This window comes from Neotabrizicola paludis (assembly GCF_044142105.1).
Lineage (GTDB): Bacteria > Pseudomonadota > Alphaproteobacteria > Rhodobacterales > Rhodobacteraceae > Pseudogemmobacter.
Genome location: NZ_JBGTYM010000011.1, coordinates 81,664 through 103,085, shown reverse-complemented (window position 1 = coordinate 103,085; position 21,422 = coordinate 81,664). Strand labels below are relative to the sequence as shown.

Annotated in this window: 27 protein-coding genes; 15 read left to right on the top strand and 12 right to left on the bottom strand. The window is 66.3% G+C overall.

Going from position 1 to position 21,422, the window contains the following annotated elements:
- Window positions 1-53: 53 nt before the first annotated feature.
- From ACED67_RS19490 to ACED67_RS19465, 6 genes are read left to right on the top strand one after another with little or no spacing between them, the layout of a single operon-like run.
- Window positions 54-557, top strand: coding sequence for a type III secretion system chaperone family protein (locus ACED67_RS19490; RefSeq protein WP_395543401.1), 504 nt, complete (start codon window positions 54-56; stop codon window positions 555-557).
- Between the two features lie 27 nt (window positions 558-584).
- Window positions 585-1,397: a pyrroline-5-carboxylate reductase gene (gene proC, locus ACED67_RS19485; protein WP_395543400.1), complete on the top strand. Its 813-nt coding sequence runs from the start codon at window positions 585-587 to the stop codon at window positions 1,395-1,397.
- Window positions 1,394-1,729 (top strand): tRNA-binding protein, encoded by a 336-nt coding sequence (locus tag ACED67_RS19480; RefSeq protein ID WP_395543399.1) that lies wholly within the window; start codon window positions 1,394-1,396, stop codon window positions 1,727-1,729. Before proC ends, ACED67_RS19480 begins: the two co-directional genes overlap by 4 nt.
- Window positions 1,729-2,679, top strand: a complete 951-nt coding sequence (locus ACED67_RS19475; protein WP_395543398.1) for a 2-hydroxyacid dehydrogenase — start codon at window positions 1,729-1,731, stop codon at window positions 2,677-2,679. The genes ACED67_RS19480 and ACED67_RS19475 overlap by 1 nt, the downstream gene beginning before the upstream one ends.
- A gap of 3 nt (window positions 2,680-2,682) precedes the next feature.
- Window positions 2,683-3,336: a Type II secretory pathway, pullulanase PulA gene (locus ACED67_RS19470; protein WP_395543397.1), complete on the top strand. Its 654-nt coding sequence runs from the start codon at window positions 2,683-2,685 to the stop codon at window positions 3,334-3,336.
- 54 nt (window positions 3,337-3,390) lie between these two features.
- Window positions 3,391-4,308 carry a DMT family transporter gene (locus ACED67_RS19465; RefSeq protein ID WP_395543396.1) on the top strand — a complete coding sequence of 306 codons (918 nt, stop codon included), beginning with the start codon at window positions 3,391-3,393 and terminating at the stop codon, window positions 4,306-4,308.
- Window positions 4,309-4,395: 87 nt separating this feature from the next.
- On the opposite strand, the gene ACED67_RS19460 is transcribed toward ACED67_RS19465, so the two are convergent.
- The 12 genes from ACED67_RS19460 to ACED67_RS19405 form a co-directional block, all read right to left on the bottom strand.
- Complete coding sequence (locus ACED67_RS19460) at window positions 4,396-6,591, bottom strand: 3-hydroxyacyl-CoA dehydrogenase NAD-binding domain-containing protein (RefSeq protein ID WP_395543395.1); 2,196 nt, start codon at window positions 6,589-6,591, stop codon at window positions 4,396-4,398.
- A complete protein-coding gene (locus ACED67_RS19455; protein ID WP_395543394.1) occupies window positions 6,588-7,559 on the bottom strand; it encodes a cupin domain-containing protein in 972 nt (323 codons plus the stop codon). The genes ACED67_RS19460 and ACED67_RS19455 overlap by 4 nt, the downstream gene beginning before the upstream one ends.
- The gene (locus ACED67_RS19450; protein ID WP_395543393.1) at window positions 7,556-7,780 is read right to left on the bottom strand and encodes a hypothetical protein; all 225 of its coding nucleotides are present in this window, start codon (window positions 7,778-7,780) and stop codon (window positions 7,556-7,558) included. The genes ACED67_RS19455 and ACED67_RS19450 overlap by 4 nt, the downstream gene beginning before the upstream one ends.
- Window positions 7,777-8,250 carry a cupin domain-containing protein gene (locus tag ACED67_RS19445; RefSeq protein ID WP_395543392.1) on the bottom strand — a complete coding sequence of 158 codons (474 nt, stop codon included), beginning with the start codon at window positions 8,248-8,250 and terminating at the stop codon, window positions 7,777-7,779. Before ACED67_RS19445 ends, ACED67_RS19450 begins: the two co-directional genes overlap by 4 nt.
- A gap of 8 nt (window positions 8,251-8,258) precedes the next feature.
- Complete coding sequence (locus ACED67_RS19440; protein WP_395543391.1) at window positions 8,259-8,693, bottom strand: hypothetical protein; 435 nt, start codon at window positions 8,691-8,693, stop codon at window positions 8,259-8,261.
- A gap of 3 nt (window positions 8,694-8,696) precedes the next feature.
- Window positions 8,697-9,908: an acetyl-CoA C-acetyltransferase gene (locus ACED67_RS19435; protein ID WP_395543390.1), complete on the bottom strand. Its 1,212-nt coding sequence runs from the start codon at window positions 9,906-9,908 to the stop codon at window positions 8,697-8,699.
- An 18-nt stretch (window positions 9,909-9,926) separates the two neighbouring features.
- Complete coding sequence (gene yidD / locus ACED67_RS19430) at window positions 9,927-10,310, bottom strand: membrane protein insertion efficiency factor YidD (protein ID WP_395543389.1); 384 nt, start codon at window positions 10,308-10,310, stop codon at window positions 9,927-9,929.
- Between the two features lie 4 nt (window positions 10,311-10,314).
- Window positions 10,315-10,950 carry a glutathione S-transferase family protein gene (locus tag ACED67_RS19425; RefSeq protein ID WP_395543388.1) on the bottom strand — a complete coding sequence of 212 codons (636 nt, stop codon included), beginning with the start codon at window positions 10,948-10,950 and terminating at the stop codon, window positions 10,315-10,317.
- A 281-nt stretch (window positions 10,951-11,231) separates the two neighbouring features.
- Window positions 11,232-11,444: a hypothetical protein gene (locus ACED67_RS19420; protein WP_395543387.1), complete on the bottom strand. Its 213-nt coding sequence runs from the start codon at window positions 11,442-11,444 to the stop codon at window positions 11,232-11,234.
- 71 nt (window positions 11,445-11,515) lie between these two features.
- Window positions 11,516-13,291 (bottom strand): acyl-CoA dehydrogenase C-terminal domain-containing protein, encoded by a 1,776-nt coding sequence (locus ACED67_RS19415; RefSeq protein WP_395543386.1) that lies wholly within the window; start codon window positions 13,289-13,291, stop codon window positions 11,516-11,518.
- Between the two features lie 130 nt (window positions 13,292-13,421).
- Window positions 13,422-13,838: a MerR family transcriptional regulator gene (locus ACED67_RS19410; protein ID WP_395543385.1), complete on the bottom strand. Its 417-nt coding sequence runs from the start codon at window positions 13,836-13,838 to the stop codon at window positions 13,422-13,424.
- Between the two features lie 154 nt (window positions 13,839-13,992).
- Entirely contained in the window at window positions 13,993-14,373 is a 381-nt protein-coding gene (locus ACED67_RS19405; RefSeq protein ID WP_395543384.1) for a MerR family transcriptional regulator, read from the bottom strand.
- Window positions 14,374-14,515: 142 nt separating this feature from the next.
- Between ACED67_RS19405 and ACED67_RS19400 the strand changes: the two genes are divergently transcribed.
- From ACED67_RS19400 to ACED67_RS19360, 9 genes are all read left to right on the top strand, one after another.
- A complete protein-coding gene (locus ACED67_RS19400; protein ID WP_395543383.1) occupies window positions 14,516-14,950 on the top strand; it encodes a PaaI family thioesterase in 435 nt (144 codons plus the stop codon).
- Window positions 14,947-15,399, top strand: coding sequence for a PaaI family thioesterase (locus ACED67_RS19395; protein WP_395543382.1), 453 nt, complete (start codon window positions 14,947-14,949; stop codon window positions 15,397-15,399). The genes ACED67_RS19400 and ACED67_RS19395 overlap by 4 nt, the downstream gene beginning before the upstream one ends.
- 70 nt (window positions 15,400-15,469) lie before the next feature.
- Entirely contained in the window at window positions 15,470-16,813 is a 1,344-nt protein-coding gene (locus ACED67_RS19390; RefSeq protein WP_395543381.1) for an MATE family efflux transporter, read from the top strand.
- A 69-nt stretch (window positions 16,814-16,882) separates the two neighbouring features.
- Window positions 16,883-17,338, top strand: a complete 456-nt coding sequence (locus ACED67_RS19385) for a universal stress protein (protein WP_395543380.1) — start codon at window positions 16,883-16,885, stop codon at window positions 17,336-17,338.
- Window positions 17,339-17,476: 138 nt separating this feature from the next.
- Window positions 17,477-19,288 (top strand): S1C family serine protease, encoded by a 1,812-nt coding sequence (locus ACED67_RS19380; protein ID WP_395543379.1) that lies wholly within the window; start codon window positions 17,477-17,479, stop codon window positions 19,286-19,288.
- Between the two features lie 176 nt (window positions 19,289-19,464).
- A complete protein-coding gene (locus ACED67_RS19375; RefSeq protein ID WP_395543378.1) occupies window positions 19,465-19,623 on the top strand; it encodes a hypothetical protein in 159 nt (52 codons plus the stop codon).
- 87 nt (window positions 19,624-19,710) lie between these two features.
- Complete coding sequence (locus tag ACED67_RS19370) at window positions 19,711-20,271, top strand: NifU family protein (RefSeq protein ID WP_395543377.1); 561 nt, start codon at window positions 19,711-19,713, stop codon at window positions 20,269-20,271.
- 6 nt (window positions 20,272-20,277) lie between these two features.
- Window positions 20,278-20,892 (top strand): tRNA (adenosine(37)-N6)-threonylcarbamoyltransferase complex dimerization subunit type 1 TsaB, encoded by a 615-nt coding sequence (gene tsaB / locus ACED67_RS19365; RefSeq protein ID WP_395543376.1) that lies wholly within the window; start codon window positions 20,278-20,280, stop codon window positions 20,890-20,892.
- Window positions 20,893-20,899: 7 nt separating this feature from the next.
- Window positions 20,900-21,313, top strand: a complete 414-nt coding sequence (locus ACED67_RS19360; protein WP_395543375.1) for a GNAT family N-acetyltransferase — start codon at window positions 20,900-20,902, stop codon at window positions 21,311-21,313.
- Window positions 21,314-21,422 lie beyond the last annotated feature (109 nt).

Below are 21,422 nucleotides of genomic sequence, written 5' to 3'. Positions count from 1 at the left end.
CCCAGCTTCTTGTGGGTCTCGGCCCATCGGAAGCCTTATAATGAGGCCGGGCAATGTCGCTTTCCGAAGATTATCTGCAAACGGATGACCTCCACCCGATCGACATTGTCGAGACGCTGGCGACCCACCATGACTGGGAGTTCGACCGCGTCACCGAGGACCAGATCGCCATGTCGGTCGAAGGCCAGTGGCGCAGCTATTCGCTGACGCTGGCTTGGTCGCCCGCGGACGAGACGCTGCGGCTGATCTGCACCTTCGAGATGGAGCCGCCGGATGAGCGGCTGCCGCAGCTCTACGAGCTTTTGAACCGCTGCAATGACATGGTCTGGACCGGCGCCTTCACTTGGTGGGCCGAGCAGAAGCTCATGGTCTGGCGCTATGGCCTGTGCCTTGCGGGGGGGCAGATCGCCGGACCCGAACAGATCGACCGGCTGATCGGCAGCGCGGTGATGGCGGCGGAACGCTTCTATCCAGCCTTCCAACTGTCGCTCTGGGGCGACAAGACCCCGGCCCAGGCGATGCAGGTTGCCATTGCCGAGGCCTACGGACGCGCCTAACCTCTGCCCCCGGAAAAGGGGGTGACCATGTCACTGGAAATCGTGGCCCGCGAAGGGCTTGTGCTCTTGGGCTGTGGCAAGATGGGATCGGCCCTTCTGGCGGGCTGGCTGGCGGCGGGGATCGACGCCAGGGCGTTCTGGGTGATCGAACCGAACCCCACCGACTGGCTGCGCGGCACTGGCGTCCATCTGAACGAAGGCGTGCCGGCCGCGCCCGCCGTGGCGCTTCTGGCGGTGAAGCCGCAGATGATGGGCAATGCCCTGCCCGCCTTGCAGGCCCTGGGCAATGGCAGCACGCTTTTCGTCTCGATCGCTGCGGGCACCACCATCGCCACCTTCGAATCCGTGCTGGGCGGCCAGACGCCCATCGTCCGCACCATGCCCAACACCCCCGCCATGGTCGGGCGCGGCATCACCGCGCTGTGCGGCAATGGCCATGTGACGCCGGCGCAGATGGACCTTGCGTGCGCGCTGATGTCCGCCGTAGGCCAGGTCGTCACGCTGACGGGCGAGCATCAGATCGACGCGGTCACTGCCGTTTCCGGCTCTGGCCCCGCCTATGTCTTCCATCTGATCGAGACCATGGCGGCGGCCGGAAAGGCCCAGGGCCTGCCTGCCGATGTGGCAATGCAACTGGCGCGCGCCACCGTATGCGGAGCGGGCGAATTGGCGTACCAGTCGCCCGAAACAGCCGCGCAACTGCGCATCAACGTCACCTCGCCCGGCGGCACCACCGCCGCAGCGCTGGCCGTGCTGATGGACGAGACAACGGGCTTTCCGGCCCTGCTGAACCGCGCGGTCAAGGCCGCCGCAGACCGGGGCCGGGAGCTGGGCAAGTGACGATCAGCTACGATGATTTCCAGAAGGTCGATATCCGCGTCGGCCGCATCACCCGCGCCGAACCCTTCCCCGAGGCACGCAAGCCCGCCTACAAGCTATGGGTCGATTTCGGCGGGGGGATCGGGGTCAAGAAATCTTCGGCCCAGATCACGCGGCACTACACGCTGGAAGAGCTGCCCGGTCGGCAGGTCATGGCCGTGGTGAATTTCCCGCCCCGCCAGATCGGGCCGGTCCTGTCGGAAGTGCTGGTTCTGGGCGTACCGGATGCCCAAGGCGAGGTTGTCCTCCTGTCGCCGGGCCAGAATGTGCCGCTTGGCGGACGAATGTTCTGATGGAACGCCTTTTGCTGACGCGGCGCTTTCCCGAAACCGTGGCCGCCGCCGCCCGCGCGCGCTTTGACGTGACCGAGCGCGACAGCAAAAAGCCGCTCTCGCCCCAGGAATTGCGCGCCGCGCTGCGGGACTATGACCTCATCCTCTGTTCGCATGGCGATGCTTTCCAGCCCGAGGTCTTCGCCGACGTGCCGCAGCCAAAGGCGCGGCTGCTGGCCAATTTCGGCGCAGGCTACAACCATATCGACGTGGCGGCAGCGCGGGCGGCAGGCCTTGCGGTGACGAACACGCCGGGCGCGGTGACCGATGCCACGGCCGATATCGCCCTCGCGCTGATCCTCATGACCGCGCGGCGTTTGGGCGAGGGCGAGCGCCTGTTGCGCGCCGGGAAATGGGCGGGCTGGGGGCCGGTCGACATGCTGGGCACCCATGTCACGGGCAAGCGGCTGGGTGTCGTCGGCCTGGGCCGGATCGGCAGGGCGATTGCCCGGCGCTGCCATTTCGGTTTTGGCATGGAAATCCTGTTCCACAATCGCAGCGCCATCGCCGATCCGGGCCTGCCCGCGCGGCAGGTGCCGCTGGCCGAGGTCATGGCCGCCGATTTCGTCGTCGTGTCCGTGCCCGGCTCTGCCGCCACCCATCATCTGATCGACGCGGATGCGCTGGCGCAGATGCGGCCCGATGGCATATTCATCAACGTCTCGCGGGGCGATGTGGTGGACGAGGCGGCCCTGATCGCCGCCCTTCAGGCCGGTCGCATCGCCGGGGCGGGCCTTGATGTCTATGAATTTGAACCCCAAGTTCCGCCAGCGCTGATCGCGATGGAAAATGTCACCCTGCTGCCGCATCTGGGCACGGCCAGTCTTGAGGTGCGCGAGGCGATGGGGCGGATTGCATTGGACAATGTGATCGCCTGCGCTGAGGGTCGCCCCCTCCTCACTCCGGTCTGAAACATGATCATCTCTCGCGCGCGGCGCTTCATCTTCGTGCATATCCCCAAGACCGGCGGCACTGCGCTCTCGCTCGCGCTTGAGGCGCGGGCCGCCAAGGACGACATCCTGATCGGCGACACCCCAAAGGCGCGGCGGCGCGCCGGGCGCTGGAAAGGCGTCAAGACAGCGGGACGGTTGTGGAAACATTCGACTCTTGCCGATCTGCCGGGCCTTGTCACCGAGGCCGAGATTGCCGCGTTCCAGACCGTCACCATGGTGCGCAACCCCTGGGACCGAGCGGTCAGCTACTACCACTGGCTGCGCGGGCAAAGCTTTGCGCATCCCGCCGTGGGCCTGGCGAAAACCCATGATTTCAGCAGCTTCCTGAACCATCCCCAGACGCTTACCGCGCTGCGGCTTTGGCCCTACGGCGCCTATCTCCGCTTGCCCGACGGCGGCGAGAAGCCCGCTCTTTGCATCCGGCTTGAGCATTACGGACAGGATGTTGTGCCCTTCGAAGCCCATCTTGGCTTTGCCCTGCCGCTGCGGCGCGTGAATGAATCGCAACGCGAGCGCGACTGGCGCCGCTATTACACCGACGCTGACGCGGCCTTGATCGCCGATCTCTGCGCCGAGGATATCGCCCGCTTCGGCTATGGTTTCGATCCGTCTTGACCCTGCCGCGCGGGCGCGAAAGAAGCCATGGGCAAGTCAGGGAAAGACATGATCATGGAACGCGCAGGCAGCACCGGCAGCAAGCGGGGCGGGATCTGGGGCAATGCCTATCTTCTCCTGACCCTCGCCCCGCTGTTCTGGGCGGGCAATTTCGTCGTCGGGCGCGCGATCCTGACCGAGGCGCCCCCCGTGGCGCTGGCGTTCTGGCGCTGGGTTCTGGCCCTGATCCCGATCCTGCTCCTGGCGCGGGGCCGGGTGGATTTCGCCCGGGAATGGCGCCTTCTTCGCCCCAGACTCCCGGTGGTGATCCTGATCGCGGTGCTGGGCATCGCCTGCTTCAACACCTTCCTCTATTTCGGCCTGCAAGAGACGACTTCGGTCAACGCCCTTCTACTGCAATCCGCGATCCCGCTGCTGATCCTCGTCGCCTGTTTCGGCCTGTATGGAGAAATGCCGGGCAAGCTGCAGTCGCTGGGCGTGGTGCTGTCGCTTCTGGGCGTGATCTTCATCGCCACGCGCGGCCATCCCGAAGCGCTGGCGCGGCTGGCGGTGAATCAGGGCGACCTCTGGGTTCTGGCGGCCGTCGTGGCCTATGCTTTCTACTCGGCGCTGCTGCGGCGCAGGCCCGCGATGCACCCCCTGGCCTTTCTGGCCGCGCTGTTCACCCTTGGGGCGCTGGCGCTGCTGCCCTTCTACATCCGCGAGCATCTGTCGGGCGACGTGCTGCCGATGACGCAAGCCAACATGGCCGCGCTGGCCTATCTGGTGATCTTCCCCAGCTTCCTCTCCTATCTCTGCTTCAATCGCGGGGTCGAGTTGGTCGGCGCGGGCCGGGCGGGGCTGTTCATCCACCTTCTGCCGGTCTTCGGCACCATTCTCGCGGTGATCTTCCTGGGCGAGCGGATCGAGACCTTCCACCTAATCGGCGCCGGGCTGATCGCGGGCGGTTTGGTCATCGCCTCGCGGCGCTAGGATACGTGCAAGCACGCACCCTAGCGATCTAGGTCGGCGCGGCGCCCCGGTGTGTGTATTAGCACGCACCCCGGGGCGCCACCCCGCTCAGGCCGCCTTCGCGGCACCGCCACCAAAGCGGCCGTAGAAAGTCTCGCCCTTCTGCGCCATTTCGCGCAGCAGCGCCGGCGCCTCGAAGCGATGGCCATATTGCGCCACCAGCCCGCGGCAGATTTCGACCGCGCGGCCCGCACCCAGAATGTCCAACCACGAGAAGGGCCCGCCCGACCAGGGCGCGAAGCCCCAGCCCAGGATCGCGCCAACATCGCCTTCGCGGATATCGGTCAAGACACCCTCTTCCAGCGCCCGCACGGCCTCAAGGACCTGCGCCATCAGCAGGCGATGCTGCACATCCGACAGCGAGGGCTGGGCCTTGTCGGCAGGGTATTTGTGTTCCAGCCCGTCCCAAAGGCCCAGGCGCTCGCCTTTGTCGGAATAGGCGTAGAAGCCCGCATTCGACTTGCGGCCCAGACGGCCCTGATCGGCCATCCAGAACAGGACATGATCCACCGCCTCGTCCGGATAGTCCGCCCCCATCGCGGCCTTGGTCGCCTTGGCGATCTTGACGCCCAGGTCGATCGAGGTCTCGTCGACCAGTTGCAAGGGTCCCAGCGGCATACCTACCAGTTTGGCGGCGTTTTCCACCAGCGCCGGTTCCACCCCTTCGGCCACCATACGGATGCCTTCGTTGATATAGGGAATGATACAACGGTTGGCATAGAAGAAGCGGGCGTCATTGACGACGATCGGCGTCTTGCGGATGGCGCGGACGAAGTCCAGCGCCTTGGCCACGGCGCGGCTGCCGGTCTTTTCGCCCTTGATGATCTCGACCAGCATCATCTTGTCGACGGGCGAGAAGAAATGGATGCCGATGAAATCCTCGGGTCGGCCGAAGGCCTTGGACAGGCCGGTGATCGGCAGGGTCGAGGTATTGGTAGCCAGGATGCAGTCCTTCCCCACCGCCAGCTCGATCTTCTTCGTCACCTCGGCCTTGACCTTGGGGTCCTCGAACACCGCCTCGACCACCAGATCCACACCCTTCAAAGCAGCGTAATCGGTGGTGGCGGTGATGCGACCCAGCACTTCCGCCTTCTTCTCGACCGTCACCTTGCCGCGCTTCACGCCCTTGTCGAGCAGGTCTTCGCTGTGCTTGCGCCCGCGATCCGCCGCTTCCTGCGTGCTGTCGATCAGCACCACCTCGATCCCGGCATTGGCGCTGACATAGGCGATCCCCGCGCCCATCATCCCCGCGCCGATCACCCCCAGCTTCTTCACCGACTGATCGGGCGCCTCGGGCCGATTGGCGCCTTTCTCCAGCGCTTCCTTGTTGATGAAAAGCGAGCGGATCATGGCGCTGGACGAAGGGTTCAGCAGCACCGAGGTGAAGTGCCGCGCCTCGATTTTCAACGCGGTGTCAAAGGGAACCATCGCGCCCTCATAGACCGCCGCCAGCAGCGCCTTGGCCGCGGGGTACACGCCCTGCGTCTTGCCATGCACCATCGCGCTGGCGCCGACAAAGGTCATGAATCCCGCCGGGTGATAGGGCGCGCCGCCGGGCATCTTATAGCCCTTGTCATCCCAGGGCTTGACGAGATCGGCGTCCTTCGCCGCCAGCACCCATTCCTTGGCCCGCGCCAGAAGCTGATCGGCGGGGACGACCTCATCGACCAGCCCCGCCGCCTTGGCCGCTTTGGGGTCCGAGAGTTTGCCTTCCAAGAGGAAGGGCGCCGCCATCATCGCGCCCATCTTGCGCACCAGCCGCGTCGTGCCGCCCGCGCCGGGGAAAATGCCGACCATGATCTCGGGCAGGCCGATCTTGGCCTTGGGGTTTTCGGCGGCGAAGATGCGGTGGCAGGAGAGCGGCAGTTCCAGCCCGATGCCCAGCGCCGTGCCCGGCAGGGCTGCGACAATCGGCTTGGCCCCCTTCTTGGTCTTCGGGTCCATCCCCGCCAGCTCGATCTTGCGCAGGACCTTGTGCATCTGCATCACGCCGTCAAAGATCGCTTCGGCCCCGCCCGCCCGCATCTGCGCGATGACGTTCAGATCCATCCCGCCCGCGAAATCCTTCTTGCCTGAAGTAAGGATGATCCCCTTCACCGTTGCGTCCGCCAGCGCCTGATCGACCAGATCCGACAGCAGCGCAAAGCCCGCCGTGGACATGACATTCATGCTTTTGCCCGCGACATCCCAGGTGATGGTGGCAATGCCATCGGCATCCTTGGCCAGGGTGAAATCTTCGGTCATGCGTGGTCTCCCTTCATGCGCAAGCGGCCATCGGCATGGGCATAGCGCCGGGCCGGTCCGTCTTTTTCGGTGATCAGGTCGTGATCGGGGTAATGGATGCGGTCGTGGTGCAGCCGCGTTCCCATGGTGAGGTAAAGAGCCGCTCCCGGCCCTCGATTTTCCAGCTGGTGGCCGATGGGCGTGCCCTTGGGCCAGCAGACCATGTCGCCGGGGTTCAGCCGGGTCTCGGTCTCCTCGACGAGGACCGGATGGCCCGACAGGACATAGATCGCCTCATCCTCGGTCTCGTGCCAGTGGCGGAAGGACGACCGGCTTCCCGGCGGCAATTCCTCAAGATGAACACCGAATTGCGTCAGCCCGCCCACGTCGCCCAGGACGCAATGGCGATAGGGGCCAAGCCCGCCGCCCAGAATGGGATGGACATAGGCATCCTCGGTCACCCATTCGCGCCCCGCCGCCCGCAGAACGCGCGGCATCGCGACACCGTCAAACGGCTTGCCCCAGGGCGCGGGCAGGTTCAGCAATTCCTGCGGCAGATCGCCTTGGCGAAGGATCTGGCCGTCAAAAGCCTCAACCCGCCAGCGCGTTGCCTCGTTCACCTGACGGCGATGGTCATCGGGATAGGTGCAGACATCGCCCGCCGCCCGCGTCCCCACGATCAGCCAGCGCGCCGCTTCCGTGTCCCGGTTGGTCAGGTGATGCGCATTCGGATCGCCGCGTCGGAAGCACAACGCGTCGCCCGGCATCAGATCGGTCATTCCGTCATCATCGCGCAGGGTGGCCCGGCCCGACAGCAGATACAGGAATTCGTCCTCGGCCGAATGCCAGTGGCGAAAGCTCGACCAGGCGCCGGGATCCAGCGTGTCGAGATAGGCGCCGAATTGGGTGATCCCGCCCGCTACCGACAGATGCGCGGTGGTCAATCCCTTCGCTGCGCTGACCGGCGCCTTGGCCGGATCGACGATCATGGCCTTGCCTCCGGCCGGGCCGGGCCGCGCTCAAGCCATATATCGGCACGCCAGCCCGCGTCCTCTTCGGCCTTCCACGCGTCGCGCAGCACGAAATCAGCCTCAAGCGTCGAGAAAGGATGGGGCAGGTCCAGGCAGCGCAGAGAGGCGGTGAAATCCCCCTTCAGAACGGCGCGCGACACCGCATCGAGCCGATCCTGAAAATGCGTCATCGAGTTCATTCGCGCATTCCATTCCAGGCGCTGCCATCGCGATAGGTGAACCGCGCCTTGCCATCCTCGATCTCGATACGCAGATCGTGGTCGCTATAGGTCGCCACCTCGCGCGGTGCCTTGCTGCCGATCACCAGAAAGGTCGCAAGCTCCTCGGTCCGGTTCAGGAAATGGTGACCATCTGTCGAACCCGCCGGAAAGCCCGCGCAATCGCCCGGGCGCATCACCGTCTCGCCCGCGTCCTGCACCATCACGCATTCGCCCGACAGCACCATGACGAATTCGTCCTCGGCCATGTGCCAATGCCGCAGGCTTGACACCGCACCCGGCTCCAGCCGCACCAGATTGACGCCGAATTGCGTCAGCCCCGCCGCCTCGCCCAGTCGCAGGCTCGAGCGGCCCCTCATCATCGCGGCATAGGGTTCGGGATAGATCGATCCGGTCTTGACCGGCACCTTGTCCATGTCGAGCTTTGGCATGATCTTCCTCAATGTGGATGTGGGGCCGCGCCGCGCGGGCCCGCGCGGCGGGTCCAGTCGACCAGGGTCGAGGTCGAGACCATCTCGGCGATCTTCAATCCCGTTGCGGTCTGCACCAGCAACAGTTCGGTCACATGGGGCGGACCTATCGGCTCGTCCTGCCGCAGCAGCGTCACCGCATAGCGCAGGCGGTTGCCCTTGGCCTCGGGCACAACCTCGATCAGCTCGCGCGTGATGTCGGTGATGCCAGCCGCGACGATCGTGTCACGGTAATGGGCGAAATCGGCATCAAGCTCATCCTGCGTCTCGACCACATAGCCCGGCGCGTCGCGCGGCGCGACCCGCAGCGGCAGGACCACAAGCGAGCGATAGAGCGCGGCATTGCCGGTCTCGAGCGCGCGGCTCAGACGGTCGGACAAGACCTGAAACGCCTCCTGCGTCATGGCTCAGATCCTTTCGATGATCGTGGCCGCCCCCATTCCGCTGGCGATGCAAAGCGTGGCAAGCCCGGTGCCCTTGCCCGTCCGCTCCAGCTCGTCCAGCAGCGTGCCGATGATGATGGCGCCGGTGGCCCCCAAGGGGTGGCCCATCGCGATCGAGCCGCCATTGGGGTTCACCAGCGCCGGATCGACATCGAAGGCCTGCATGAAACGCAGGACCACGCTGGCAAAGGCCTCGTTCACCTCGAACAGGTCGATGTCCCTGATCGACATGCCAGAGTCGCGCAGGATCTTTTCGGTCACCGGCACCGGCCCGGTCAGCATGATCGTCGGATCGGTGCCGATCTTCGCGGTGGCGCGGATGCGGGCGCGCGGTTTCAGCCCGTGGGCCTCGCCAAAGGCTTTCGACCCGATCAGCACCGCCGCCGCGCCATCGACGATGCCGCTGGAATTGCCGGCATGATGGATATGCTCGATACGCTCGAGATGCGGGTATTTCATCAGGGCGACCTTGTCGAAGCCCGGCATGGCCTCGCCCATGTCCTTGAAGCTGGCTTTCAGCGCGCCCAGCGCCTCGACCGTGGTGTCGGGCCGCATATATTCGTCGCGGTCGAGGATGATCAGGCCATTGCGATCCTTGACCGGCACGATCGATTTCGCAAAACGCCCATCCTGCCAGGCGGCGGCGGCCCGGCGCTGGCTTTCCACCGCCAGGGCATCGGCCTGTGCGCGGGTAAAGCCATATTCGGTGGCGATGATATCGGCGCTGATGCCCTGGGGCACGAAATAGGTCTTCATCGCCAGCGTCGGGTCGACCGCGATGGCCGCCCCGTCGCTGCCCATGGCGACCCGGCCCATCATCTCGACCCCGCCCGCGATATAGGCCTGCCCGGCCCCGCCCTTCACCTGATTGGCGGCCAGGTTCACCGCCTCCATGCCACTGGCGCAGAAGCGGTTGATCGCCAGACCCGGGATCGACTGCTCAAGATCGGACAGAAGCACCGCCGAGCGCGCCAGGCACCCGCCCTGCTCGCCCACCTGGGTGACATTGCCCCAGATCACATCCTCGACCGCATGGCCCTCCAGCCCGTTGCGCTCCTTCACGGCGTTCAACAGCCCCGCCGAAAGCGCGACCGAGGTGACCTCGTGCAATGCGCCATCAGGGCGGCCCTTGCCGCGCGGCGTGCGGATGGCATCGTAGATATAGGCTTCGGTCATTGTGGTCCTCCGGTCATCTCAGAGACTGCAGCAGTCGGGCGTGCAGTCGCAATCGGGTGTCAGGTCTTGGCCGCCACGGCGCGTCGACGGGAAGCAATCGCAGGGGCCGCAGTCGCACTTGTCCCACCACCGCTCGCGCCGTTTCATCCCCCTGTCTTCGCTTTCCTTCTCGCCCGCGCGCCGGCGCGCAAGCAACTCTTCCGCCGTGTCACGGCAGGCGGCAAAGCGCGCGCAGATGGGCGGAAGGGCGCGGAAAAGCCCGTGTTCGGATATCTGCACCTTGGCGAAACCCGAACAGCCGGTGCCGCCATGAGCCAGGCGGTAGGCGCAGCCATACCCCTCGCGCGGCGAAAGATGCCGCTGGTCGCCATGGATGGCAGCAAGGGCGAGGCGGCTCAGCATGGGCTCACGTCTTTGGCGGGAAGGCGCGCTGCATCAGGTCATAGGGGTGTTTCCAGCCGGGCAGCGCCGAGATGCGGTCAAGCCAGGCGTCGATATTCGGCCAGTCGGCGCGGGAGAAGCCGAAGGGCTCGGGGTAATAGAGATAGGAGCAGCAAGACAGATCGGCCAGCGTCGGCCCCTGCCCGACGATCCAGTCCCGTCCGGCAAGATGGTCGTTCAACACCCCATAGGCGGCCTTCAGGCGTCCCTGCTGGAAGGCGATCACCGCGTCGGGCCGCTTTTCGGGGGGAAGGAAGTTCATCAGGAAACGCGTGGTGCCGACCTGGGTGGATAGTTTGTGATTGTCCCAGAACAGCCAGCGCAGGATCTCGCGCGCCTCGTCAGGGCTGGCCCCGCCGAACCGCCCGGTGGTCTCGGCGATATGCAGCAGGATCACGCCCGATTGCGACAGCGACAGATCGCCCTCGACCAGAACCGGCACTTCGCCCATCTCGTTGATCGCGCGGAACTCCGGCCCGCGTGCCTCGCCGTTGAAGAAATCGACATGCCGCGCCTGCCAGGCCGTGCCGGTCAATTCCAGCGCCAGCGCGCATTTATAGGCATTGCCCGATTCCCCGAAGCAATAAAGCTGAACCGTCATTGCGTGTCTTCCTCCCATTCCGCCGCCGGTCGCCCGGGCGCTTCGCGCCCCCCGGACCCCCGCGGAGTATCTTCGCCAAGATGAAGCGATCTTTCGTGAATCACTTCATCCGATCCTTCGTCGCACGGTACAGGCTGGAGCGCCGATGACCGCCCGAGGTGAAGCCCCGTTCCGAAGCCCCGTACCGCCAGGACGGACAGCGGCATCGGGCTGGACCCAAAGGGTTCATCTTGGCCCAAATACACTCCGCGCAAGGCGCCCACGCCGTCCATCCGCACCCCTCAGCCTTTCCGCGCCTCAAGTTCCGAATTGAACAGCCGCAGCCGGTGCGTGAGATTGTCCTTGTCCGTCACAGAGTCGAAATGCTCGAAGAGGAAGGACAGCGCCTCCCCCTCCTCCAGCCCCGCCTCGGCGGCAAAGCGTTTCAGCCGGCGATAGCCATCCTCGGTCATGGCGGCTGCGAAGCGGCGGGTCAGGCGGAAACGTTTCGGCATCGGGCTCCTCCGGTCGGAAGGGGGCGGGATTTTCGTATGAAAACCGTCGCCCCCGGGGCTTTCGCGCCAGTCTAAAAGGCCTCGGCTTCCAGCGCCATCACCGGCTCGGCGCCGCTTTCGATCCGCGCCAGATGCAGCATGCAGGCCGGAAGCTGACGCGTCATGTAGAAGCGCGCGGTGGCGAGCTTCGTCCGCAGGAAGGCGGCATCGCCGCGTCCCTCGTCCAGCGCGGTCAGCGCGGCGCGGGCGATCCGGGTCCACATCAGGCCCAGGCAGACATGACCCATAAGATGCATGAAGTCGTAAGACCCCGCCAGCGCCGCATTGGGGTTCTTCATGCCATTCTGCATGAAGAACATCCCCGCCGCCTGCATCTGCTTGGACGCGGCCTTCAGCGGCGACGTGTACTCGGCCATGCGCGGCTCGGCCTCATGCGCCTTGCATTCGGCCTTCACCATTTCGAAGAAAGCCATCACATGCTTGCCGCCATCCTGCGCCAGCTTGCGGCCGACCAGATCCAGCGCCTGCACGCCATTCGCGCCTTCATAGATCATCGCGATCCGGGCATCGCGGGCGAACTGGGACATGCCCTGTTCCTCGATATAGCCATGCCCGCCCCAGATCTGCTGGGCCTGCACCGCCATCTCGAACCCCTTGTCGGTCTGGAAGCCCTTGATCACCGGGGTCAGCAGCCCGACCAGCCCGTCGGCCGCCGCATCCCCCTTGCGATGGGCCGCGTCGATCAGCGAGGCGCCCCAGAAGGTCAGCGCCCGCGCGCCTTCGACAAAGCTCTTCTGCTCCATCAGGTTGCGGCGGATGTCGGGATGCACGATCAGCGGATCGGCCGGCCCGTTGGGATTTTCCGCCCCCGTCACCGCGCGGCCCTGCAGACGGTCCTTCGCATAGGCCAGCGCATTCTGATAGGCGGCCTCGGCCACGGCATAGCCCTGCAGGCCCACGCCAAGCCGGGCCTCGTTCATCATGGTGAACATGGCCTTCATGCCCTTATGCAGCTCGCCCAGAAGCCAACCGCGGGCGCCGTCATAGTTCATCACGCAAGTGGCATTGCCGTGGATCCCCATCTTCTCTTCCAGCTTGCCGCAGCTGACCGCATTGCGCGCGCCAAGCGAGCCATCTTCGTTCACAAGAACTTTCGGAACGATGAACAGCGACACGCCCCGCGTGCCCTCGCCGCCGCCCGGCGCCTTGGCCAGAACCAGATGGATGATGTTCTCGGCCAGATCATGCTCGCCCGCCGAGATGAAGATCTTCTGCCCGGTGATCAGATAGCTGCCATCCGCCTGCGGCTCGGCCTTGGTGCGCATCAGCCCCAGATCGGTGCCGCAATGCGGCTCGGTCAGGTTCATCGTGCCGGTCCAGTCGCAGCTGACCATCTTCGGCAGATACTTGGCCTTCTGTTCGGCGGTGCCATGGGTATGGATCGCCGAATAGGCGCCATGGGTGAGGCCCTGATACATGTTGAAGGCCATATTGGCGGACACGAAAATCTCGCCCACCGCGGTATTGACCAGATAGGGCAGACCCTGCCCGCCATAGTCGGGATCGCAATCCAGCGCCGTCCAACCGCCCTCTTTCATCGCCTTGAAGGCCGCGTCGAACCCCTTGGGCGTGCGCACCACGCCATTTTCCAGCACGCAGCCCTCGCGGTCGCCCACGGCATTCAGCGGCGCCAGAACCTCCGAGGCGACCTTGCCCGCCTCGTCCAGCACCGCCGCGGTGAATCCCTCGTCCAGATCGGCATAGCCCGGAATGTCGGAAGCCGAGATCTTCAGAACCTCGTGCAGCAGGAACTGCATGTCCTTCACGGGGGCATTATAGCTGGTCACCTGGTCGTCTCCCTCTGGTCTCGCACGCCGCTTGCGGCGCCTCCGGTTCTTGTCTCTTGCGGCCCTTCACCCGCGGCCGCACTCGGCCTCGCCTGCCAGCGCCCCTCATGCGCCGGTCGGCCGGGCGCGGCTATTCGGCCGCCTTGCGAATGCCTGCGATGATGGCGGCGACCCGCTCCAGCTCATGCTTCAGATCGCCGATCGCCTCGGTCAGTTCGTCGCGCTGCGTCTCCATCGCCACCAGCCTGTCGCGGGCAAGGTCATAGGTGCGCAGAAGTTGCTGCAAATTGCTGCCATCCCTGTCGTAAAGGTCCAGGGTCTGGCGGATATCCTCAAGCGAGAAGCCAAAGCGCTTGCCGCGCAGGATCAGCGTCAGCCGGGCGCGGTCGCGCCGCGTGTACAGGCGGCGGCTGCCCTGACGGATGGGCTGGAGAAGCTCCTTGGCTTCATAGAAGCGCAGGGTGCGCGGCGTGACGTCATAGGCGTCGCACATCTCGCGGATCGACAAAAGGTCGCCGCCCTGAGTAACGGGCTGGATCTGGGTCATGCTGGGCTCGTTGGAATATCCGGGAGGGAGTTTCTCCTCCCCAAATAGGCATCTGTCCGCTGCATACCAAGGCAGTTGACGTTAACGTAAGCGTAACGTCACGTCACGAAATGCACAGGATTTGGCGGAACTTTGCGCAGGAGCGACCGTGGTGTCAGCCCAGCTTTTCCATCTCGGCCACCGCCGTCGCCCGCAGCGCGCGCAGGTCCTCGATGCTGCTGTCCAGCTCGCGGCGCTGACGCTCAAGCTCGGTCAGTTGCCGGTCGGCCAGACCCAGCCAGTTTTCAAGCTGCTGGCGCTCGCCCTTCTTGCCATAGATCAACAGCCACTGGCGAATCTCTTCCAGAGAAAAGCCGAAGCGGCGGCCGCGCAGGATCAACTTCATCCGCGCCACTTCGCGCGGCCCGTAAAACCGGCTGCGGCCCTCGCGATCGGGGGCAAGAAGCTCGATATACTCATAATACCGCAGGGTGCGCGGGGTCACATCGAACCGGGCGCACATCTCCTTGAAACTCAGGCGCGGATCGTCGGTCATCTTGCACCCTTTCCTTGTCCCCGGATGGTAAATCCAGCCCTGCAAAGGCGCAACAGGATCGCGTCGGGAACCCGCTGGCCCGGCAAAAAGAGGGCCAAGACGGGGGCTTGCACCCGGCGATGCGGCGGCGTTTGATGCGCGCATGTCCGAGATCCTGACCCGTGCCCGCCAGTTCATCGCCGCCCTGCCCCATGCCCATGCGCTGGGGCTTGAGATGGAGGAGGTCGGTTCGGGCGTGGCTGTGATCGCCATGCCCTATGATCCGCGCTTTGTCGGGGATCCATCGACCGGGGTGATCGCCGGTGGCGCGGTCTCGACCCTGATGGACACGGCCTCGGGCGCGGCGGTGATGTGCCATCCTGCGGGCACGGGCGTGACCGCGACGCTCGACCTGAGGATCGACTATTTCCGGCCCGCGACGCCGGGCCAGGTGATCCGCGCGCGGGCCGAATGCCACCACGTCACCCGCTCGGTCGCCTTCGTGCGCGTTCTTGCCACGGACGAGGATGAGAGCCGCCCCGTCGCCATGGGCACCGGCGCCTTCACCGTCACCCTGCCCGGGGCGGACAAGGCATGACCGATCCACGCGACGCGCTGCTCGACGCCTTTGTCGCCCGCATCCCCTATCTGCGCTTCCTCGGTCTGCATTTCACGCGCCAGGGCGAGGCGCTGACCGCCGTCCTGCCCTTCCAGCCGATGCTGATCGGCAATCCGGTGCTGCCCGCTTTGCATGGCGGAGTGACGGCAGCCTTTCTGGAAGTGACCGCCATCGTCGGTCTTGCCTGGCAGGAGCTTGGCCCGCAAGACACGCCCGGCACGGCGGACCACCCGCTCCCCAAGACCATCGACCTGACCGTCGATTATCTGCGCCCCGGCCTTGCCCGTGACGCTTACGCCGTCGCGCGGATCGTCCGCTCCGGCCGCCGCTATGCCAGCGTCCATGTCGAGGCCTGGCAAGAAGATCGCAGCCGGCTTTTCGCGCAGGGCACCGGGCATTTCCTGATGCGCGGGGCGCATCACGAATGACCGGGACAGCACGGCGCGCGGATACCGAACCGATTTCCCTGTGGAAATCGCCGGCCCGCAATTACCCGCCGTGAGCACCGTCGGCCCCGATGCCCCGCTGACCCATCGCCGCGTCTGGAAGATCGCCGCGCCGATCGTCCTTTCCAACGCGACGGTGCCGCTGCTCGGCGCTGTCGATACCGGGGTCGTCGGCCAGATGGGCCTGGCCGCCCCCATCGGCGCGGTCGGGCTTGGCGCCGTCATCCTCGCCACGCTCTACTGGATCTTCAGCTTCCTGCGCATGGGCACGTCGGGCCTTGCCGCCCAGGCCCATGGCACGGGCGATGCGGCCGAGCGCGCGGCCATCCTTCTGCGCGCCCTGCTGATCGGCGCCGTGGCGGGGTTTGCGCTGATCCTGGCACAAAACCTCTTGATCCGCGGCGCCTTCGCCCTGGCTCCCGCCACGCCCGAGGTCGAGGTGCTGGCGCGCGGCTATCTGGCGATCCGCATCTGGGGTGCCCCTGCCACCATCGCGCTGTTCGCCGTCTCGGGCTGGCTTCTCGCGGTCGAACGCACGCGGGCCATGGTCGCGGTGCAGCTTTGGATCACCGGGTTGAACCTGGTCCTTGACCTCTGGTTCGTGCTGGGGCTTGGCTGGGGCGTCGCGGGTGTCGCCACCGCCACCCTGATCGCCGAATGGACCGGGCTCGCCCTTGGTCTCTGGCTCTGTCGCAGCACCTTCGGCCCGGGATTCGCGGCGGCGCGGGCGCGGCTTTGGGACCGCGCGGCGCTGCGGCTCATGCTCGATGTCAACCGCGACATCATGATCCGCTCGGTCCTGCTGCAACTCTCCTTCACCACCTTCATCTTCCTGGGGGCACGCGAAGGCGACGTGACGCTCGCCGCCAATCAGATCCTGCTGCAATTCCTTGAGATCACCGCCTATGCGCTGGATGGCTTCGCCTTCGCCGCCGAGGCGCTGGTGGGTCAGGCGGTCGGCCTGCGGCGGCCCGATGCGGTGCGCCGCGCCGCCGCACTGACCCTGTTCTGGGGCTTTGCCGGGGCTTTGGCGCTGGGGCTGATCTTCGCGCTTGTCGGCCCGGCGCTGATCGACCTGATGGCCACCGCCCCCGACGTCCGGGCCGAGGCCCGCGCCTTCCTGCCCTGGGTCGTGGCCGCGCCGCTGATCGGCACTGCCGCCTGGACCTATGACGGCATCTTTATCGGCGCCACCCTTACCCGGACCATGCGCAACCTCATGGTGCCCTGCGTGGCGATCTATGGCCTGGCGCTGGCCCTGCTGGTGCCTGCCTTCGGCAATCACGGACTCTGGGCCGCGCTCGCGGTGCTGAACCTGTCGCGTTCCTTCGCGATGTGGCGCCGCGCACCCGAGGCCGAGGCCAAGGCCGCCGCGCTTCCCGCAGCGACCCGCTGACCGCACCGCCCCTTGCCTTCCCCCTGTGGCCCGGGCCATGATCCGGCCGCGAAGCCTTGGGGGAACAGGATGCGCAAGTTTCTGGTCGTTCTGGATGACAGCCGCGAATGCCTGAACGCGATGCGGTTCGCCGCCCTGCGCGCGGCCCATACCGGCGGCGGCGTCACCATCCTCTCGATCGTTCCGCCCGAAGAATACCAGCACTGGATGGGCGTGGCCGACCTGATGCGCGCCGAGGCGCGCGAGCGGATCGAGGCGCATTTCGAGGTCTTCGCCAAATGGATGCGCGACAAGCAGGGTGTGAACCCGGAACTGGTGATCCGCGAGGGCGATCCGGTGAACGAAATCCTCGCCCAGGTGAAGGAAGACGAACAGATCGCCGTTCTGGTGCTGGGTGCGGGCACCGACAAGAACGGCCCCGGCCCGCTTGTCACCGCGATGAGCCGCAATTCCGGCAACCTGCCGATCCCGATCACCATCGTGCCCGGCGACATGTCGAAGGAACGGCTGGAAGCCATCACCTGAGACCAGCCGCATCCCGGCGGGCATGGCGGCCACCCTCGGGTATCCCCGACCTGCGATCACGCAAGATTCTCTTGAATCCCGTGGCAAATCCGCGCCACCATGGGCCTTGATCCATTCATGTCCGCACAGGTTTTCGCCATGCGCGCGTTTTCAACCGGCTTTCTCTTCCTCGTCGCGCTTTTGCTCGCGCCCCTTTCGGCCTCGGCCCAGGGTTGGCTCGACCAGAAATTCGACCCCTCCGCCCTCAGCCGCGAGGATACCGCGACGATTCAGGCCGCGCTGGCCTTTTCCGGCGATTATTACGGCTTTCTCGACGGGGTGTGGAACGCCGATACCCAGACCGCGCTGGAAGCCTATATGCAGCGCGAGGAATCGACCCGCAGCCCAAGCTTCGGCGATCTCAAGGACTTGATCCTCGATCTCGAGGATGAGCGGGTGAAGAACGGCTGGCAGCTCTTCTATTCGGAATCGAACGGCATCTCCTACCTGCATCCGTTCGAATTGCTGCAACAGGTCGACAATGACGCCGTGATCGAGTTCCTGTCCAAGGACGAAGGCTTCTCGATGATCGTCCGTTTCGACAATTTCGGCGACATGAAGTCGGTGCATGACTGGTTCATGGGCAAGCAGGCACCGGGCGCCAAGCCCTTCCAGTATAGCGATCAGTCGATGTGGATCACCTCGACCGAGATCAATGACGGCTTCATCGCCTATGCCCGCTCGGATCTGGTGGGCAAGCAATGGTCGACGATTTCCATCGTCGTGCGGCCTGACTATTTCAACCAGCTCAACATCCTGGCCAGTTCGATCACCGTGGGCGGCAGCCCGGCGACGCTGATCTGGACCGATGGCGGCGTGATCGACCAGATCGTCAATGGCCAAAGCACCGCATCGGTTGCCCCCGCCGCGCCCGGTGGGCCCTCCGATCCCAAGGATCAGGTGCGCCGCCCGCTGCCGCCCGGCGTGGCGGCGGCCCCCGCGCCTGCTCCGGCTCCCGCCCCTGCACCTGCGCCCGCCCCGGCCCCGAAGACGGTCGATGTCGGCGCCTCTCCCAGCCCCAATCCGCCGGTTCTGGGCACCCCGGCCCCCGGTGCCGCGCCCGCCCCTGCCCCCGCGCCGGGCGGCGCCGCGCCCATTTTGGGCACCCCGCCCCCCGCCGATCCGACCACGCCCGTCGCGGCCGCACCCGCCCCCGTTGCCCCGGCCCCCGGCGGCATTGGCGCGGCCCCGGGCCCCGCCCCGATCCTCGCCCCCGGCACGGGCGCGGCCCCGGCCGATCCCGGTGGCGTCGCCGCCGCCCCGGCCGAGCCGCCCAAGCCCAAGATCAGCGGCACGATCAAGGGCTCTGGCACCGGCTTCTACATCGCCCCCACGCTTCTTGTGACCGCCGCACATGTGGTCGAGGGCTGCGGCGCCATGGCCATGATCGACGGCACCCCGCTTGAGGTCATCGCCTCGGATTCCAGCCTCGACCTCGCCGTCCTCTCCGGCGCGACCGATGCCGGGGCCTGGCTCAAGCTCTCGGCGCTGGAAGTGCCCAAGCTGGGCGAGGCGGTCACGGCACTTGGCTATCCCTATTACACCTCGCTCGATCAGGGCCTGACCGTGACCTCGGGCAATGTCAGCGCCCTGCGCGGCATCGACGGCTCGTCCAACCGCGTGATGATCACCGCCCCCGTCCAGCCCGGAAATTCCGGCGGTCCGCTTCTGAACAAGAAGGGCGCGGTGATCGGCGTGGTGGTGGCGCGGGTCGACGACATGGCGATCCTTGAGGAGACCGGCTCTCTGCCGCAGAACATGAACTTCGCCGTGCCTTCCGGCCCCTTGCTGACCTTCCTTGCCCAGAACCGCGTCACCCGCCCGCAGGGCGACGGCACGTCGGGCGAGATGTCGGGCGAAGTGCCGCAAGGCGTCTCCGACGCGGTCGTGCCGCTGCACTGCTACCAGTAAGGCCCGGCAATCCTTTGCGAAACCTGCGGCTCGGACCCTTGCCCAAGGTCCGGGCCGCCCGCATTTAAAGCCATGCCCCCAGCGCAGAGGGGACATGCGCGAGGCCCGGGTTTTCTGCATCGCAGCATCGGCCTATATCCCCGTCACGGGAGGATTTAAGGTCAAGGAGAACGGCAATGTCCGTCCACATGCACCCGCGCGCCGCCGCCCCCGCCCAGCCCAGCGCCCAGGTCACCTTCCACGCCGAGGAACGCGCCCTGCTGCGCAATGTCAACCTTCGGGCGCTCACCGCGATCGAACAGATGTATGCCTATTGGGGCAGCGACCGCAGCTGATCCCGTTCCGGGCAATCTGGAATCGTTCCAAACTTGACTTGTGCCCCAGCGGAGCGCATATCCGAGTGGAACGGTCGGAGATATCAGATGTTCATCCAGACGGAATCCACGCCCAACCCGGCAACGCTCAAATTCCTGCCCGGCCAGACCGTGCTTGACCTTGGCACCGCCGATTTCCCCAATGTCGACGCGGCCGCGACCTCGCCGCTGGCCCGGCGCATCTTCGCCGCTGGCGGGGTGACGGGCGTCTTCCTCGGCTCGGATTTCGTCACCGTGACCAAGGCAGAAGACACCGACTGGCAGCATATCAAGCCGGCGATCCTGGGCGCGATCATGGAGCATTTCCAGTCGGGCGCCGCCGCCGTCGAGGGCGGCGCGGCCAGCGGTGGCCATGCCGCGCATAGCGGCGAAGACGGCGAGATCGTTCGCCAGATCAAGGAATTGCTCGACACCCGCGTCCGCCCTGCCGTGGCGCAGGATGGCGGCGACATCACCTTCCATGGCTTCGATCGCGGTGTGGTCTACCTGCATATGCAGGGCGCCTGCGCGGGTTGCCCCTCCTCGACCCTGACGCTGAAGATGGGCATCGAGAACCTGCTGCGGCACTACATCCCCGAAGTGACCGAAGTGCGCCCCGTCGCCGCCTGAGGCAAGATGCCTGCGATCCTCGCTTTCGACAGTTCGGCGGCGCATTGCGCCGCCGCCTTGCTTCTGCCCGATGGCACTGTCCTCCAGCGGCTTGAACCGATGGAAAAGGGTCAGGCGGAACGCCTTCTGCCCTTTCTTGAAGAGCTTCTCGCCGCCGGGGATCTTGGCTGGACCGACCTGACCGCGCTGGCCGTCGGCACCGGCCCCGGCAATTTCACCGGCATCCGCATCGCCGTCGCCGCCGCGCGCGGCCTGGCCCTTGGCCTTGGCATTCCCGCCATCGGCATCACCGCGCTCGAGGCGCGGGCCTTTGGCCTGCCCCGCCCGCTGACCGTGATCGAGGATGCAAGGCGGGGCGAGACCTATGTGCAGGCTTTCACCGCCGAGGGCCTTGGCCCCGCGCATCTTGCTCCCGCCGAAAGCGCCCCGCCGCCCGGCGCCCTGACCGGAAGCGCCGCCGGGCCCAGCGCCCTGCCCCAGCCCGTGCCGCTGGCCGAAGCGATCCTCCGCCTCGCCGCCCAGCGCCTGCACCGGACCGACCTGCCGCGCCCGGCCCCCTTCTACCTGCGCGGCGCCGATGCCGCCCCGCCCGCCGACCCGCCCCCCGTGATATTGGGGTGATCCTGCCGTGACGCCCGACCAGCTCGCCGCGCTCCACGCCCGCTGCTTTCGCAGCCCGCCCCCCTGGTCCGCCGCCGATTTCGCCAGCTTCACCGCCGATCCCCTTGCCTTCCTGCTGGTCGAGGGCGATGCGGGCTTCCTTGTCGGTCGCGCGGTCGCGGGCGAGGCAGAGCTTCTGACCCTGGCCGTCGCGCCGGAATCCCGCCGCCTTGGCCTTGGCGCGAAACTGCTGTCGCGCTTTCTCTATCAGGCCCGGTTGCGCGGGGCCGATCAGGCCTTTCTTGAGGTCAGCGCCGAGAACCCCGGTGCCGTCAAACTCTACGAATCGCAGGGTTTCACCCTGTCCGGCCGGCGCCGCGGCTATTACACCACGCCCGAAGGCCCGCGGGTCGATGCGCTGGTGATGACCCGGGCGCTCTGAGCCCGCCCGTTCCCGCGGCCCTGCCCCGGCGGAACTTGACCAAAAGGTCAGGAACGCCGCCTGCCGCTCGCGAATCCGACTTGACCCCCGCAGGGCCTTGGCGCGTAAT